Origin of the sequence: Actinophytocola sp., from assembly GCF_036002505.1 — a bacterium.
Classification (GTDB): domain Bacteria; phylum Actinomycetota; class Actinomycetes; order Mycobacteriales; family Pseudonocardiaceae; genus DASYTH01.
In genome coordinates this window covers 1-14,265 of record NZ_DASYTH010000371.1, presented here as the reverse complement: position 1 = coordinate 14,265, position 14,265 = coordinate 1, and the positions used below count along the sequence as shown (strand labels likewise).

Below are 14,265 nucleotides of genomic sequence, written 5' to 3'. Positions count from 1 at the left end.
CGGGCCGGCAGGCATCGGGGATAAGGTCAATACCATGCCGGTTCCCGGTCCTGGGTATTCCATCACTGTTCGGCTCGAGGCACCGCCGTCCGCCAGCGCGGCCGGCGATCTGGCGAGCGCCATCGGGAAGGTCGGCGGCGTGATCACCGCGTTCGACGTGGTGGAGTCGCACACCGACCGGATCGTCGTCGACATCACCGCCAACACGCTCAACGACGACCACGCGCGGGACATCACCGAGGAGCTCGAGCGGCTGCCCGGCGTGGTCGTGCGCAAGGTGTCCGACCGGACGTTCCTGATACACCTCGGCGGCAAGATCGAGATCCGGCCCAAGATCGCGTTGAAGAACCGCGACGACCTGTCCCGCGCCTACACCCCCGGCGTGGCCCGGATCTGCCAGGCGATCGCGGAGAACCCGGACGACGCGCGGCGGCTGACCATCAAGCGCAACACGGTCGCCGTGGTCACCGACGGCTCGGCGGTGCTGGGCCTGGGCAACCTGGGGCCGGCCGCGGCGCTGCCGGTGATGGAGGGCAAGGCCGCGCTGTTCAAGAAGTTCGCCAACGTGGACGCCTGGCCGGTGTGCCTGGACACCCAGGACGTCGAGGAGATCATCCGGACGGTGCAGCTGATCGCCCCGGTCTACGGCGGGATCAACCTGGAGGACATCGCCGCGCCGCGGTGCTTCGAGATCGAGCGGCGGCTGCGCCAGAAGCTGGACATCCAGGTGTTCCACGACGACCAGCACGGCACCGCGATCGTGGTGCTGGCGGCGCTGCGGAACGCCCTGCGGGTGGTCGGGAAGTCGTTGTGGGACTGCCGGATCGTGGTGTGCGGGGTGGGCGCGGCCGGCTCGGCGATCGTGCGGCTGCTGCTGCAGCGCGGGCCGGGCGACGTGATCGGGGTGGACATCAACGGCATCGTGCACCCGGACCGCGGCGACCTCGACGAGAACCTGGCCTGGATCGCGCTGAACACCAACCACGAGCGGCGGACCGGGACGCTGCACGACGCCCTGGTCGGTGCGGACGTGTTCATCGGGGTGTCGGCGCCGAACCTGTTCGGGGCCGAGCAGGTGGCCACCATGGCGGCCAACCCCGTGGTGTTCGCCCTGGCCAACCCGGACCCGGAGATCGATCCCCTAGAGGCGCAACGGTATGCGGCCGTGGTCGCCACCGGACGCAGCGACTACCCCAACCAGATCAACAACGTGCTGGCCTTCCCCGGCGTGTTCCGCGGCCTGCTCGACGCCCAGGCCCGCACCGTGTCCGACGACATGCTGCTGGCCGCGGCCGACGCGATCGCCGACGTGGTGGACGGCGAGCGGCTCAACGCCTCGTTCATCGTGCCCAGCGTGTTCGACTCCGCGGTCGCGCCGGCGGTGGCCGAGTGCGTCCGCCGGGCCGCGGTTTCGCACGTACCATCGGACCGGTGAGCGAGCTTGCGAGCGAGCCATTGAGCACTGCCCTGACGCCGAGCTTGCGTGGCGACGGGGTCCTCCATCACCGAGCTTGCGAGGTGATGGCTTGAGCGAGCTCAGCCATCTGGACGCGGCCGGGGCCGCGCGGATGGTGGACGTGTCCGGCAAGGTGGCCTCGGCCCGGACCGCCGTCGCCTCTGGGGTGGTGCGCACGACGGTCGAGGTGGTCGATTTGCTCCGCCGCGACGGGCTGCCCAAGGGTGACGCGCTGGCCACCGCGCGGATCGCCGGCATCATGGCGGCCAAGCGCACCCCCGACCTGATCCCGCTGTGCCACCCGCTCGCGCTGTCCTCGGTGGCCGTGGAGCTCTCGCTGGGTGGGGCCGACGTGGTGATCACCGCGACGGTCCGGACGACCGACCGCACCGGGGTCGAGATGGAGGCGCTGACCGCGGTCGCGGTGGCCGGGCTCGCCCTGCACGACATGATCAAGGCCGTGGACCCCGCCGCCGAGCTGGACTCGGTTCGCCTGGTGCGCAAGGAAGGCGGCAAGTCCGGAGTGTGGACCCGACCGGAGGACCGATGACCCGCACGGCTCGCGTGGTGGCCGCGTCGAACCGCGCCGCCGCCGGTGTGTACGCCGACAAGACCGGCCCGGTGATCGCCGCGTGGCTGCGGGACCGCGGCTTCGAGGTGGGCGAGGTGCGGGTCGTCCCGGATGGCGAGCCGGTGGCGGCGGCGCTGCGGGCGGCGGTGGCGGACCGGGTGCACGTCGTGATCACCACCGGAGGCACGGGGATCAGCCCGACCGACCGCACCCCCGAGGCGACCGCGTCCGTGCTGGACTACCAGGTGCCGGGCCTGGCCGACGCGATCCGCTCGGCCGGCCTGCCCGCGGTGCCCACCGCGGTGCTCTCCCGGGGCGTCGCCGGAGTGGCCGGTGGCACCCTGGTGATCAACCTGCCGGGGTCCACCGGTGGCGTCCGGGACGGCTTGGGCGTGCTCGACGGCGTACTGGAGCACGCGCTCGACCAGCTGGCCGGCGGTGATCACCCCCGACCGGTTGCGGCCCACGACGTGCCGGCGGCCGTGGTGCTCCGGGCGGAGGTCAGCGAGGACGCCCTGTCGGTGGACGAGCTGGCCGGGCTGGTGGCCGACCGGGCGGCGGGCGCGGTGGTGACGTTCGCCGGCGTGGTGCGCGATCACGATCATGGCCGGGCGGTGGCGGAGCTGGCCTACGAAGGCCATCCGAGCGCCACGGCGTTGATCGAGGAGGTGGCAACCGCGGTGGCCGCCCGGCGCGCCGGGGTCCGTGCGGTTGCGGTGAGTCACCGGGTCGGCGCCCTGAAAATCGGCGACATCGCACTGGCCTGCGCGGTTTCCGCCGACCACCGCCGGGAGGCGTTCGAAGCCTGCGCCGACCTCGTTGACCAGGTCAAACTCCGGCTTCCAGTCTGGAAACACCAGATCTTCGCCGACGGCTCCGACGAGTGGGTCAACTGCCCCTGACCCTGCGATTTCGACATTCAGGACCCTGAGTTCGACACTCGGGCAGGAAGCGGCATGCTCTCCTGCTCGCCCGCTCCTGACTCGGTGTCCTGAAGGTACGACTCGCGGTTCTGAACGTCGAACTCGCGTGTTGGAACTGGGGACTCGCGTGCCTGAAGTGGGGACTCGCGTGCCTGAAGTGGGGACTCGCGGGGTTTGAAAGTAGGAGGCCCGGGGGGTGCTATGCACTAGGATGTTTGGTAGGGGGTTAATGGAAGGCTTATGAAGGTCACCTTCATAAACTGGTGCGGTGGGAATGGGACGGAAAGTGGCCCCACCATGGGCATGGTGGGGCCACATCCGTATTCAGAATTGCTCAACTCACTTGGTGGCGAGCGTCTGACCAACCAGGATCAGGTCGGGGTCGCTGATGAACGCCTTGTTCTTCTCGTACAAGGCCTGCCAGCCGCCCTGGAGGTCCAGGTTCTTCACGATCTTGGACAGCGAGTCGCCGGGCACGACCGTGTAGTCACCGTTGGGGTTGGACGTCACGGTGACCGGAGCGGACACGACCGGAGCCGCGGGCTTGGGCGTGGTCTTCGGGGTGACCTTCTTGACCACCGGCTTGGTGGCCTTCGCCTTCGCCGGAGCGGCCGCGCCGCCGCCACGCTTGCCGCAGACCGGCCAGGCGCCGATGCCCTGGGTCTTCAGCACGTTCTCCGCGACGCGGATCTGCTCTTCACGGGAGGCGCTGGCGGGGTTGCCGGAACCGCCGTTGGCCCGCCAGGTGCCCTGCGTGAACTGCAGACCGCCGTAGTAGCCGTTGCCGGTGCTGATGCTCCAGTTGCCGCCGCTCTCGCACTGGGCGATGGCGTCCCAGTTCGGGCTGGCCTGGGCGGGCGCCGCGGCGATGCCGAGCGGGGCACCGACGGCGACGCCGGCGATCACGACTCGAGCAATGGTGCGGGTGGCAGCATGCTGCTTGCGGTGCTTGCCTCGGTTAGCCATTGTGGTCTCTCTCCCGCGCCTGCGATCAATTTGATCAGGGCGTACGGCCCGTCGCCCCTGTCCGGAAGTCTCTTTCACTCGGGGGTTATTTCTCCGGTGCCCGCTGGACAGGGTTCGGCGCACGGACATCCGGTCTTCGGTTGTGCGGTTGGTCGGGACCAACGGGATTGGACAGTACGGAATCGAGATCTGAATGGGAAATCAATCGACGTGTGACCGTCATCACAGTAACGTCTGGCAATGATCCGCCGAACATCGATGTTTACGCAGGTCAACGGCGTCGTGATCGACGTTTTCCGGTACGTGATCTGCCTGAGATATGTTGCCTTACCTGAGGTTTGAATCACGCTTTCGGGAGCGTCAGCCTCCCGCAAATGGGGGTAGGACGTCGAGTTCGACACCATTAGTAAGGGCGACACTACGGTCACGCACCGCGACACCGTCCAGCAGAAAGCTCGACGCGGTCAGCACCCGCGACAGCTCGTCCCCGTGCCGTGCGCCCAGCGTGACCAGCATGTCGTGCACCGTGGACCCGGCCGGCACCGCCACGCTCTCCTCGTGTACCCCGGACGCCGCCCGGGCCCCAGCGAAGTACCGCACGCTGATGGTCAGCTCGGCCACCCTTACCCCCCGATCGCGCTCATCGGTCGGATCGGCTGGGCGAAGCCGGCCTCGTTGATCCGGTGGCCGGCGAGCTTGGCCCACATCGTGGCCCGCCAGGCGCCGGCCAGGTCCTCGTCACTCGCGCCGCCCCGCAGCAGCCCCCGCAGGTCCGTCTCCGACTGGCTGAACAGGCAGTTCCGCAGCGCCCCGTCGGCGGTGAGCCGGGTCCGGTCGCAGGCCTCGCAGAACGGCCGGGTGACCGAGCCGATCACCCCGACCTCGGCCGGCCCGCCGTCCACGAGCCACCGCTCCGCCGGCGCCGCCCCGCGCGGGGTGTGGCTGGGGGTCAGCTCGAACGCCGCGCCCAGCCGGTCCAGGATCTCCGCGGCGGTGATCATCTCGGCGCGGTTCCAGCCGTGCTGCGGGTCCAGCGGCATCTGCTCGATGAACCGCAGGTGGTAGTCGTGCTCGAGGCAGAACCGCAGCAGCGGCACCGCCTCGTCGTCGTTGATCCCGCGCAGCAGCACGGCGTTCACCTTGACCGGGGCAAGCCCGGCGGCCCGCGCGGCGGCGAGCCCGGCGAGCACGTCGGCCAGCCGGTCCCGCCGGGTGATCTCCGCGAACCGCCGCGGGTCCAGGGTGTCCAGCGAGACGTTGATCCGGTCCAGCCCGGCCGCGCGCAGCCGTCCAGCCCGGCGGGCGAGGCCGATTCCGTTGGTGGTCATGGAGATCCGCGCCCGCGGGCGGAGCGCCGCGGTGCCCTCGATCAGCTCCTCGAGCCCCTTGCGCAGCAGCGGCTCGCCGCCGGTGAACCGGACGTCGGTCACGCCCAGCCGGGTCACCGCGACGTCCAGCAGCCGCAGCAGCTCGGCCGTGGTCAGCACGTCCGGGCCAGCGAGCCAGTCCAACCCCTCGGCCGGCATGCAGTACGTGCACCGCAGGTTGCACCGGTCGGTGAGGGACACCCGAAGATCCGTCGCGATCCGGCCGAACGAGTCGACCAGCGCCGGCGTGTCGGGGCGGACCGAGCCGTCCGGGGCACCCGCCGGTCCGCGCATCGCCGGCAGACCGAGATCAACTGCTGTCACCCTGTCGAGGGTAGTCGTGTGCCCCCGGGTGCGAAGGGCTACTATGCCTTTGGAGCTGAACTTCTTAGTGTGCGAGGGGCTGATGGCGCAGAAGGTCCCGGCGGACGTGCTCACCCGGTTCGGCCAGCTGGGCCGGGAGCTTTCCACCATCACCGTGCTGTTCCACTCCCGGGTGGCCGAGCAGATGGGGCTGTCCGGCACCGACCACAAGTGCCTGGAGCTGGTCATCCAGGCCGAGCAGTCGCTGACCGCGGGCCGGATCGCCCAGCTGTCGGGTCTCTCCACGGGCGCGGTCACCGGGGTGATCGACCGGCTCGAGCGGCACGGGTTCGTCCGCCGGGTCCGGGATCCGCACGACCGGCGCAAGGTCCTCGTCGAGATCGCGGACTTCGACGAGGCCCGGTACGCGCATCTGTTCGACGACGTCATCGAGCTCACCGAACGGGTGCTGGCGCGGTTCACGCCCGAGGAGTGGGATGTGATCGAGCGGTACAACCGGGCGATCCTCGAGGAGTACGGCGAGATCATCGGTACACCGTGACGGAACCGCATCCGCGGAGATAATCTGTCCTTCATGCCGCAGTTTCGGCTTTCTGAGGCCGCTCGTCTGCTCGGTGTCAGCGATGACACGGTCCGCCGGTGGGTGGACGCCGGGCAGCTCACCGCCGGTGCCGACGGGGCCGGGCGCAAGGTCGTCAACGGCGCGGAGCTGGCCGCGTACGCCCGGGCCAACGCCGGTGCGATCGCCGATCCCACCGGGGTCGGGCGGTCGGCGCGCAACCGGTTCGTCGGGCTGGTCACCGCCGTCGTCGCGGACACCGTGATGGCGCAGGTGGAGATGCAGTGCGGGCCGCACCGGGTGGTGTCGCTGATGAGCACGGAGGCGGTCCGCGAGCTCGGCCTCGAGCCGGGGGTGCTCGCGGTGGCGGTGGTCAAGGCAACCCAGGTCGTCGTGGAAACCCCGGAGGAATCGTGAAGCTGACCGTGGCGGTCGCTGCCGTCCTCGTCACCGTCGCCGGCTGCGGCTCGTCGAGCGGAGCCACCCCGGGCGCGCCGGAGCAGCGGACGCTCACCGTGCTGGCCGCCGCGTCGCTCACGGAATCCTTTGGGGCGCTGGAGAAGACGTTCGAAGCGGAGCACGCCGGGGTCGACGTGAAGATCAGCTTCCAGGGGTCCTCGGCGCTCGCCCAGCAGATCGTCAACGGTGCCCAGGCGGACGTATTCGCCTCCGCGGACGAGGTGAACATGAAGAAGGTGACCGACGCCGGGCTGGCCGCCGGGACGCCGGAGATCTTCGCCACCAACCAGCTGACGATCGCGATGCCGCCGGGCAACCCGAAGAAGATCACCTCGCTGGCGGACCTGGCGAAGGACGGGGTGATCGTGGTGGTGTGCGCGCCGCAGGTGCCGTGCGGCTCGGCGGCGCAGAAGGTGGAGCAGGCCGCCGGCGTGACGGTCAGGCCGAAGAGCGAGGAGCAGGACGTCAAGGCCGTGCTGACCAAGGTGTCCGCGGGCGAGGCGGATGCCGGGCTGGTCTACCTCACCGACGTCAACTCCGCGGGCGGCAAGGTGACCGGGGTGGACTTCCCGGAGGCGGCGAAGGCGATCAACAAGTACCCGATCGCGGTGGTGAAGGACGCGCCGCAGGCGGAGCTGGCGAAGGCGTTCGTCGAGCTGGTGCGCGGGGAGGCCGGGCGCGCCGAGCTGACGAAGGTGGGTTTCCGGATCCCGTGAGGAAGGCACGCACCGGGTTGCCCGTGCTGCTGTGGGTGCCGGCGTGCGTGGCGCTCGCACTGGTCGTGCTGCCGGTCGTCGGGCTGGTGGCCCGGACCGACCTGCGTGACTTTCCTTCCCTGGTAACGAGTCCTGGCGCGGTGCACGCGCTGGAGCTGTCGCTGCGCACTGCGGCGGCGTCCACCGTGCTGTGCGTGGTCCTGGGTGGACCGCTGGCCGTGGTGCTGGCCCGCTCGCACGCGCCGGGAACCCGGCTGCTGCGGGCGATCGTGCTGCTGCCGCTGGTGCTGCCGCCGGTCGTCGGTGGGCTCGCGCTGCTGTACCTGTTGGGGCGCAACGGGTTCGCCGGGCGGATTTTGGACTTCGTGTTCGGGGTGCGGATTCCGTTCACGACGGCGGCCGTGGTGATCGCGCAGACGTTCGTGGCTATGCCGTTTCTGGTGGTGGGGTTGGAAGGCGCGCTGCGCACGGCGGGGGAGCGGTACGAGGCGGTGGCCGCGACGCTGGGGGCGGCGCCGTGGACGGTGTTCCGCCGCGTCACCGTGCCGCTGGTGCTGCCGGCACTGGGCTCCGGGCTGGTGCTCTCGTTCGCCCGGGCGCTCGGCGAGTTCGGCGCCACGATCACGTTCGCCGGCAGCCTGGAGGGCGTGACCCGGACGCTGCCGCTCGAGGTGTACACGCTCGGCGAGACCGATGTGGACGGTGCGGTGGCGCTTTCCCTGGTGCTGGTGCTGGTCGCGGTGCTGGTGATCGTGGTGGCCCGGCCGCGGGCGATCGAGGGCGTACCGTGAGCGGGCTGGCAAGCGCGGGATGCGATGAAGGGGGCCTTCCTCGCACCGGGCGCGAGGAAGGCCCCCTTCATCGCACTCCCCGGCCCTCTGGGGTGGCGCCGTGAGCAGGGGGTTGCACGCGCGGGTTTCGGTGGCGCGTGGGCGGTTCCGGCTCGATGTCGCGCTGGACGTGCCGGCCGGCGAGGTGGTCGCGGTGCTGGGGCCGAACGGCTCGGGGAAGTCCACGCTGCTGGACGTGCTGGCCGGGTTGCTGCGGCCGGACTCCGGCGTGGTGCGGGTGGGGGACCGGGTGCTCGTGGACAGTCACGTGAATGTGCCGCCATATCAACGGAAAGTGGGGTTGCTGTCGCAGGATCCGTTGCTGTTCCCCCATCTTTCCGCGGTGGCGAACGTGGCGTTCGGGCCGCGATCGCGCGGGGTGGGCCGGCGGCGGGCCGATGCGGTGGCCCGGGCTTGGCTGTCCGAAGTGGACTGTGCGGGGCTGGCCGGGCGGCGGCCGGCGGCGCTGTCCGGTGGGCAGGCGCAGCGGGTGGCGCTGGCCCGGGCGCTGGCCACCGAGCCGGACGTGCTGCTGCTGGACGAGCCGTTCGCCGCACTGGACGTGGACGCCGCGCCGGCGGTGCGTGGCCTGGTGCGCCGGGTGCTGCGGGACCGTTCGCACCGGGCCACCGTTCTGGTCAGCCACGATCCGCTGGATGCTCTCGTGTTGGCCGATCGGATCGTCGTCCTGTCGGATGGTCGGATTGTTGAACAAGGGCCCACCCGGGAGGTGCTGTCCCGTCCCCGGACCGCGTTCACCGCGCGGATCGCCGGCCTCGATCTCGTCCCCGGCGTCGCCAGCATGGACGGCATCCACACCCCTGACGGCAGTCCGGTATCCGGGATGGCGGTCACCGCCTTGACCGCCGGCGAGCCCGCGGTCGCCGTGTTCCGCCCGGCGGCCGTCGCCATCCACCTGGACCGCCCGCACGGCAGCCCGCGAAACGTCTTCCCCGCCGTCGTCGCCGCTCTCGAGCCGCACGGTGACCTGATCCGCGTGCGCACCGCCGCCACCCCGGACAGCCCGCCCTGGGTCACCGGTCTCGCCGCCGACCTCACCCCCGAAGCGGTCGCCGAGCTGGCGCTCGAGCCCGGCACCGCCGTCCACCTCGTGGTCAAGGCGACCGAGGTGAGCGTCTATCCGCGGGCTGCGGGACCATGAGGCATGCCCGGGTGGACGTATCTGATGGACATGGACGGCGTGCTGGTGCATGAGGAGCACCTCATTCCCGGCGCCGACAAGCTGATCGCCGAGCTGACCGAGCGCGGCTCACCGTTTCTCGTGCTGACCAACAACTCCATCTACACGCCGCGGGACCTGCGGGCGCGGCTGCACCGGACCGGGCTGGACGTGCCCGAGACCGCCATCTGGACCTCGGCGCTGGCCACCGCCAAGTTCCTGAACTCCCAGCGCCCCCACGGCTCCGCGTTCGTGATCGGCGAGGCCGGGCTGACCACGGCGCTGCACGAGGTCGGCTACGTGCTCACCGACCGCGACCCGGACTACGTGGTGCTCGGCGAGACCCGCACGTACAGCTTCACCGCGATCACCACCGCGATCCGGCTGATCGTCGGTGGCGCCCGGTTCATCGCCACCAACCCGGACGCCACCGGGCCCAGCCTGCAGGGCCCGCTGCCGGCCACCGGGTCGGTCGCCGCGCTGATCGAGCGGGCCACCGGCCACTCGCCGTACTTCGTCGGCAAGCCCAACCCGCTGATGATGCGCTCCGCGCTGAACACTCTCGGCGCGCACTCGGAGAGCACGCTCATGATCGGCGACCGGATGGACACCGACGTCCGGTCCGGCCTCGAGGCGGGGCTGCGCACGATCCTGGTGCTGACCGGCATCTCGAACCGGGACTCCGCGGAGCGCTTCCCCTACCGGCCGAGCCGGATCCTCGAGTCCGTGGCCGAGCTGGTCGGACACACCGAAGATCCGTTCCCCGGCTGAGGCGCGGGCGATAACGCGCTGGCCTATGGTCTGCACTGTGTCGACCTACGTCGTCGGTGACGTGCACGGGCACCGGACCGAACTGGTGTCCGCGCTGGCCGACGCCGGGCTGCTGACCTCGTCGGGTACGTGGTCCGGCGGCGACGCGCACCTGTGGTTCCTCGGCGACTTCGTCGACCGCGGACCGGACGGCGTCGGCACCATCGACCTGGTGAGGCGGCTGGCGGCGGAGGCGTCCGAGGCGGGCGGTCACGTCGGCGCGCTGCTCGGCAACCACGAGATCCTGCTGCTCGGCATGCACCGGTTCGGCGACACCGAGGTCCCGTCCGACTTGTCCTACCCACCCACCATCCCCCACAACAATTGGGGCCCGCGCAGCTTCGCCCGGAGCTGGGAGCTCAACGGCGGCCAGGCCAGCGACCAGGAGGCGCTCACCGGCGAGCACATCCGGTGGCTCACCGAACGTCCGCTGCTCGCCCTCGTCGACGACCACCTCCTCATGCACTCCGACACGGTGGAGTACCTGGCCTGGGGCGCGGCCATCGACGAGATCAACGCGACGGTCGGCGACGTCCTCCGCGCCGACGACCTGGCCGCCTGGTGGGAGGTCTGGCGTCGGATGACCACCCGGCACGCCTTCCGCGGTCCCAACGGCGAGGAGGTCGTCGACAAGCTGCTCTCCGTCCTCGGCGGCACCCGCGTCGTGCACGGCCACAGCGTCATCGCCGACCAGCTCGGCATCATGCCCATCCAGGTCGACGCCCCGCACTCCTACGCCGGCGGCAAGGCCCTCGGCATCGACGGTGGTGTCTTCGTCGGCGGCCCGTGTCTCGTGGTCCGCCTGCCGTGGACCGCGCCCTGACCGCCGGTGCGGTTACAGTGGGATGCGGAACCCGTTGAACGGTAGGAGAAGGCATGTTCGGGCAGTGGCGCGGAATGCTCGCGCTGCTCGTGCTTGCCTTCGCCTGGTTGCCGGCGGCGGGGAGCCCGGCGGAGCTGATGGGGGTGGCCACCGCCGTCGCGCTGGGCGCGGTCGCGTTGCTGCTGGTCGCGGCGCAGCCGGCGGGCGAGGCGCCGCGGGCTCTGGTGCGGGGCCGGGCGTTGCGGGAGCGGGCGGAGCGGTCCGCGTTCCTGCGCACCCGGGATCCCGACGCTGACGGGCGAGTTCGTCCTCGAGCACCGGGACGGTCGGCGGCTGTTTAGCCGCTGCGACGGTCCCCCATCGGCTCGATCTGACGGAGTCCTGCCTTGTTCACGTTTCTCGACGTGCCGGTTGCCGGCGCGTATCACCTTGTCATGCTGTTCGCCGGCGTCCTCGACCCGGCGCTGATCATCGTTCTGTTCACGGTCGCCATTCGCCTGCTGCTGCATCCGCTCGCCCGGGCCGCGGTTCGCGGGGAGCGGGTGCGGGCCGCGCTGGCGCCGAAAGTGCAGGAGCTGCAACGAAAGTACGGCACGAACCGGGAGCGGCTGCAGCGTGAGACGACCGCACTGTACCGGGACTCGGGCAGCTCGATGTTCGCCGGGTGCCTTCCGCTGCTGGCGCAGATCCCGTTCTTCATGGTGACCTACCGGCTGTTCTCGGCCGGCACCGTGGCCGGGGGGCCCAACGAGCTGCTGGCCAGCACCCTGCTCGGCACACCGCTCGGCACGCACTTCTCGGCGGCGCACAGCCCGGTGTTCTTCCTGCTGTTCGCCGCGCTCGCCGTGGTGGCCTGGTGCTCGGTGCGGCTGATGAAACGGACCGGGGCGGAGGCGCCGGCGGTGCTGCGGCTGCTGCCGTACGGATCGCTGATCGGCGCCGCGGTCATCCCGCTCGCGGCCGGCATCTACCTGCTCACCACGACGGCGTGGGCCACGGCCGAACGCGCCTACCTGCGCCGGGACTAGATCCTGCGGCCGACGCAGGCGTACATCAACGCGTTGATCCCGGGTTTCGTGGAATAGTCGTCCGGCCCTTCCGGTCGCCACATCGCGAAGCCGACCAGGCCCGGCTCGACCAGCTCGAAACCGGCGCACAGGCGCAGGATCTCGGCGCAGTTCCGCGGATAGAGCGGGTACGGGGTGGTCCTGGTCGCGGCGACGGCCTCGGCCAGGCCGGGTGGCTCGGCGTCCTGGGTGACGTGCGCGATGGCCAGGTGGCTACCGCGCGGCAGCTGGTCGCGGAAGCCGGCGATGATCGTTTCCGGTTCCCAGGAGTCGGGCATGAAGTGCAGCATCGGTGCGATCAGGCCGACCGGCCGGGTGAGGTCGAGCAGGCGTTGCGTCGGCTCGGCGGCCAGAATGCCCGCGACGTCTCGCATATCGGCCTGGAGGACGGCGATTCCCTCGACGTGCTCCAGCATCAGCTCGCTGTGCGCGACCGCCACCGGGTCGGCGTCCACATTGACTATCCGGCTGCCCGGTGCGGCCCGCTGGATGACTTCGTGCAGGCGGCCGACCGAGGGGATGCCGGAGCCGAACCGGAGGAACTGCCGGATACCCGCCTCAACCATGAACAGCGCCGCGCGGCGCAGAAACGAATGTTTGAGCCGGGCGACGTCCTCGATCCCCGGTAGGACCCGCATGATCTTCTCGGCCAGTTCACGGTCCGCGGCGAAATTGTGCCCGCCTCCCAGCCAATAGTCCTGCATCCGATCCGGATGCGGCACGGTCATGTCGATCCGGGGCGGCACCCACCGCAGGTCTTCGGTCACCGTCTTCCGTAGCCCCCTCCGGCCACTGAGGTCGACGCTGTACTCCAAACGAGTGTATATCCTAGTGGATATGACTACCCACGGTATGCGGCCAATGCTGACCTTTCCGTAACACTGTTTATGAGCAACAGGAAATGCGTGAACGACGCATTCATCGCACTACGGCTTGCGTCCGACTCCGGCGTAGAGCAGGGAGTTGATGCCGGGTTTGGTGGAGCGGTCGTCGGGGCCCTCGGGGCGCCAGAGGGCGGTGCCCACCAGGCCCGGCTCGACCAGGTCGAAGCCGGCGCATATGCGCAGCACCTCGTCGTGGCCGCGCGGGTAGAGCTGGAACGGGGTGGTCCGGTACAACTCGAGGGTCTTGGCCAGGCCCGGGGTCTCGGCGTCCTGCGTGACGTGCACGACGACCAGGTAGCTGCCGGACGGGAGCCGGTCGCGGTACGCCCCCATGATGCACGCCGGGTCCCAGGAGTCGGGGATGAAGTGCAGCATCGGCGCGATCAGCCCGACCGGCTGGGCCAGGTCGATGAGCCGCTGCGTCGGCTCGGCCGCCAGCACGCCAGGGACGTCCCGCATGTTGGCCCGCAGCACCGCGGTCCCCTTGACGTCCTCGAGGATCAGTTCGGTGTGCGCGACCGCCACCGGGTCGGAGTCGACGTACACGACCCGGCTCTCCGGCGCGGCCCGCTGCACGATGTCGTGCAGATGCCCCACCGTCGGGATGCCGGACCCGATGTCCAGGAACTGCCGGATCCCCGCGTCCACCAGGAACAGCGCCGCGCGCCGCAGGAACGACTGGTTCAGCCGGGCCATGTCCTCGATCCCCGGCAGGATCTCCATGATCCGCTCGGCCAGCTCCCGGTCCGCCGCGAAGTTGTGCCCGCCACCCAGCCAGTAGTCGTGCATCCGCGCCGGATGCGGCACACTCATGTCGATCCGCGGCGGCACCCACCGTACGTATCCAGTCACCCTCAGCCTCAGCCCCCTTCGGCCAGCCGAGTCGACGCTGTACTCCGATCGAGTGTATGCCTTGTGGACAGACCCACCCATAGCACCAGCGGTTTCAGCCCCCGGCCAACCCCCACGCCTCCCGAAACCGCTTCAGATAGGCCAACGCCAGGCCCGGACTCACCGCGAGTGACTGCCGCGCCGTCGCCAGCAGTTCCAACCCCTTTGCCCCAGCCTCGGGTGACTCCGCTTCACCCATCCGAGTGGCGACCTCCGCGGGGTCGAAGAATTCCACCACGGTCGCCGCGAACAGCAGCCATGCCGCCAGCTCCAACCCCAACCGTCCGGCCGCCATCTGCTCCCGGCCTGCCGCCCAGGTGACGAGTTCGTCGTGCCACTTCCGCATGTCCGCCGCGCTCGCGGTGCCCGGCACGAGGTCAGCCACCCGGGTCAGCAACTCGATGTTGACCGGCTCATGTGACTCGCGCATGAGCTCATG

At 70.4% G+C, this 14,265-nt stretch carries 18 protein-coding genes; 12 read left to right on the top strand and 6 right to left on the bottom strand.

Annotation, left to right across the window (positions count from 1 at the left end):
• Nucleotides 1-34 precede the first annotated feature (34 nt).
• The 3 genes from VGR06_RS32900 (at nt 35) to VGR06_RS32890 (ending at nt 2,929) form a co-directional block, all read left to right on the top strand.
• Entirely contained in the window at nt 35-1,435 is a 1,401-nt protein-coding gene (locus VGR06_RS32900; RefSeq protein ID WP_327563080.1) for an NAD-dependent malic enzyme, read from the top strand.
• 91 nt (nt 1,436-1,526) lie between these two features.
• Nucleotides 1,527-2,006, top strand: coding sequence for a cyclic pyranopterin monophosphate synthase MoaC (gene moaC, locus VGR06_RS32895; RefSeq protein WP_327563079.1), 480 nt, complete (start codon nt 1,527-1,529; stop codon nt 2,004-2,006).
• A complete protein-coding gene (locus VGR06_RS32890; protein WP_327563078.1) occupies nt 2,003-2,929 on the top strand; it encodes a molybdenum cofactor biosynthesis protein MoaE in 927 nt (308 codons plus the stop codon). Before moaC ends, VGR06_RS32890 begins: the two co-directional genes overlap by 4 nt.
• Nucleotides 2,930-3,289: 360 nt before the next feature.
• Here VGR06_RS32890 and VGR06_RS32885 read toward each other — a convergent pair whose 3' ends face one another.
• The 3 genes from VGR06_RS32885 to moaA all read right to left on the bottom strand — a co-directional run bounded on the left by VGR06_RS32885 (nt 3,290) and on the right by moaA (nt 5,577).
• Nucleotides 3,290-3,916, bottom strand: coding sequence for a transglycosylase family protein (locus tag VGR06_RS32885; RefSeq protein WP_327563077.1), 627 nt, complete (start codon nt 3,914-3,916; stop codon nt 3,290-3,292).
• Nucleotides 3,917-4,276: 360 nt separating this feature from the next.
• Nucleotides 4,277-4,528: a MoaD/ThiS family protein gene (locus VGR06_RS32880; protein ID WP_327563112.1), complete on the bottom strand. Its 252-nt coding sequence runs from the start codon at nt 4,526-4,528 to the stop codon at nt 4,277-4,279.
• Nucleotides 4,529-4,539: 11 nt separating this feature from the next.
• Entirely contained in the window at nt 4,540-5,577 is a 1,038-nt protein-coding gene (gene moaA, locus VGR06_RS32875; protein ID WP_327563111.1) for a GTP 3',8-cyclase MoaA, read from the bottom strand.
• A 112-nt stretch (nt 5,578-5,689) separates the two neighbouring features.
• Between moaA and VGR06_RS32870 the strand changes: the two genes are divergently transcribed.
• The 9 genes from VGR06_RS32870 to VGR06_RS32830 all read left to right on the top strand — a co-directional run bounded on the left by VGR06_RS32870 (nt 5,690) and on the right by VGR06_RS32830 (nt 12,012).
• Nucleotides 5,690-6,148, top strand: coding sequence for a MarR family winged helix-turn-helix transcriptional regulator (locus VGR06_RS32870; protein WP_327563076.1), 459 nt, complete (start codon nt 5,690-5,692; stop codon nt 6,146-6,148).
• Nucleotides 6,149-6,181: 33 nt separating this feature from the next.
• Nucleotides 6,182-6,583: a TOBE domain-containing protein gene (locus VGR06_RS32865; RefSeq protein ID WP_327563075.1), complete on the top strand. Its 402-nt coding sequence runs from the start codon at nt 6,182-6,184 to the stop codon at nt 6,581-6,583.
• Entirely contained in the window at nt 6,577-7,341 is a 765-nt protein-coding gene (gene modA / locus VGR06_RS32860) for a molybdate ABC transporter substrate-binding protein (protein ID WP_327563110.1), read from the top strand. Before VGR06_RS32865 ends, modA begins: the two co-directional genes overlap by 7 nt.
• Complete coding sequence (locus tag VGR06_RS32855) at nt 7,338-8,132, top strand: ABC transporter permease (protein ID WP_327563074.1); 795 nt, start codon at nt 7,338-7,340, stop codon at nt 8,130-8,132. Before modA ends, VGR06_RS32855 begins: the two co-directional genes overlap by 4 nt.
• A gap of 100 nt (nt 8,133-8,232) precedes the next feature.
• Nucleotides 8,233-9,333 (top strand): sulfate/molybdate ABC transporter ATP-binding protein, encoded by a 1,101-nt coding sequence (locus tag VGR06_RS32850; RefSeq protein WP_327563073.1) that lies wholly within the window; start codon nt 8,233-8,235, stop codon nt 9,331-9,333.
• 3 nt (nt 9,334-9,336) lie between these two features.
• Nucleotides 9,337-10,122, top strand: coding sequence for an HAD-IIA family hydrolase (locus tag VGR06_RS32845; protein ID WP_327563072.1), 786 nt, complete (start codon nt 9,337-9,339; stop codon nt 10,120-10,122).
• A gap of 37 nt (nt 10,123-10,159) precedes the next feature.
• Nucleotides 10,160-10,984 carry a metallophosphoesterase family protein gene (locus VGR06_RS32840; protein WP_414637385.1) on the top strand — a complete coding sequence of 275 codons (825 nt, stop codon included), beginning with the start codon at nt 10,160-10,162 and terminating at the stop codon, nt 10,982-10,984.
• Between the two features lie 53 nt (nt 10,985-11,037).
• A complete protein-coding gene (locus VGR06_RS32835) occupies nt 11,038-11,325 on the top strand; it encodes a DUF6412 domain-containing protein (protein ID WP_327563070.1) in 288 nt (95 codons plus the stop codon).
• 45 nt (nt 11,326-11,370) lie between these two features.
• On the top strand, nt 11,371-12,012 hold the full coding sequence (locus VGR06_RS32830) for a YidC/Oxa1 family membrane protein insertase (protein WP_327563069.1): 642 nt from the start codon (nt 11,371-11,373) through the stop codon (nt 12,010-12,012).
• Here the strand turns inward: VGR06_RS32830 and VGR06_RS32825 are convergent.
• The 3 genes from VGR06_RS32825 to VGR06_RS32815 form a co-directional block, all read right to left on the bottom strand.
• Nucleotides 12,009-12,818, bottom strand: a complete 810-nt coding sequence (locus VGR06_RS32825) for an SAM-dependent methyltransferase (RefSeq protein ID WP_327563068.1) — start codon at nt 12,816-12,818, stop codon at nt 12,009-12,011. The two genes, VGR06_RS32830 and VGR06_RS32825, sit on opposite strands and share 4 nt — an antisense overlap.
• A gap of 159 nt (nt 12,819-12,977) precedes the next feature.
• A complete protein-coding gene (locus VGR06_RS32820) occupies nt 12,978-13,766 on the bottom strand; it encodes an SAM-dependent methyltransferase (protein ID WP_327563109.1) in 789 nt (262 codons plus the stop codon).
• Between the two features lie 115 nt (nt 13,767-13,881).
• Nucleotides 13,882-14,265, bottom strand: a 384-nt coding sequence (locus VGR06_RS32815; RefSeq protein ID WP_327563067.1) for a hypothetical protein, incomplete at its 5' end; no start/stop codon positions are given.

Excerpts from the sequence above, each read along its gene's own strand:
- VGR06_RS32870 (WP_327563076.1), top strand. The coding sequence starts at position 5,690 with ATGGCGCAGAAGGTCCCGGCGGACGTGCTCACCCGGTTCGGCCAGCTG.
- VGR06_RS32845 (WP_327563072.1), top strand. The coding sequence starts at position 9,337 with ATGCCCGGGTGGACGTATCTGATGGACATGGACGGCGTGCTGGTGCAT.
- VGR06_RS32835 (WP_327563070.1), top strand. The coding sequence starts at position 11,038 with ATGTTCGGGCAGTGGCGCGGAATGCTCGCGCTGCTCGTGCTTGCCTTC.
- moaA (WP_327563111.1), bottom strand. The coding sequence starts at position 5,577 with ATGCGCGGACCGGCGGGTGCCCCGGACGGCTCGGTCCGCCCCGACACG.
- VGR06_RS32885 (WP_327563077.1), bottom strand. The coding sequence starts at position 3,916 with ATGGCTAACCGAGGCAAGCACCGCAAGCAGCATGCTGCCACCCGCACC.
- VGR06_RS32865 (WP_327563075.1), top strand. The coding sequence starts at position 6,182 with ATGCCGCAGTTTCGGCTTTCTGAGGCCGCTCGTCTGCTCGGTGTCAGC.
- VGR06_RS32900 (WP_327563080.1), top strand. The coding sequence starts at position 35 with ATGCCGGTTCCCGGTCCTGGGTATTCCATCACTGTTCGGCTCGAGGCA.
- VGR06_RS32890 (WP_327563078.1), top strand. The coding sequence starts at position 2,003 with ATGACCCGCACGGCTCGCGTGGTGGCCGCGTCGAACCGCGCCGCCGCC.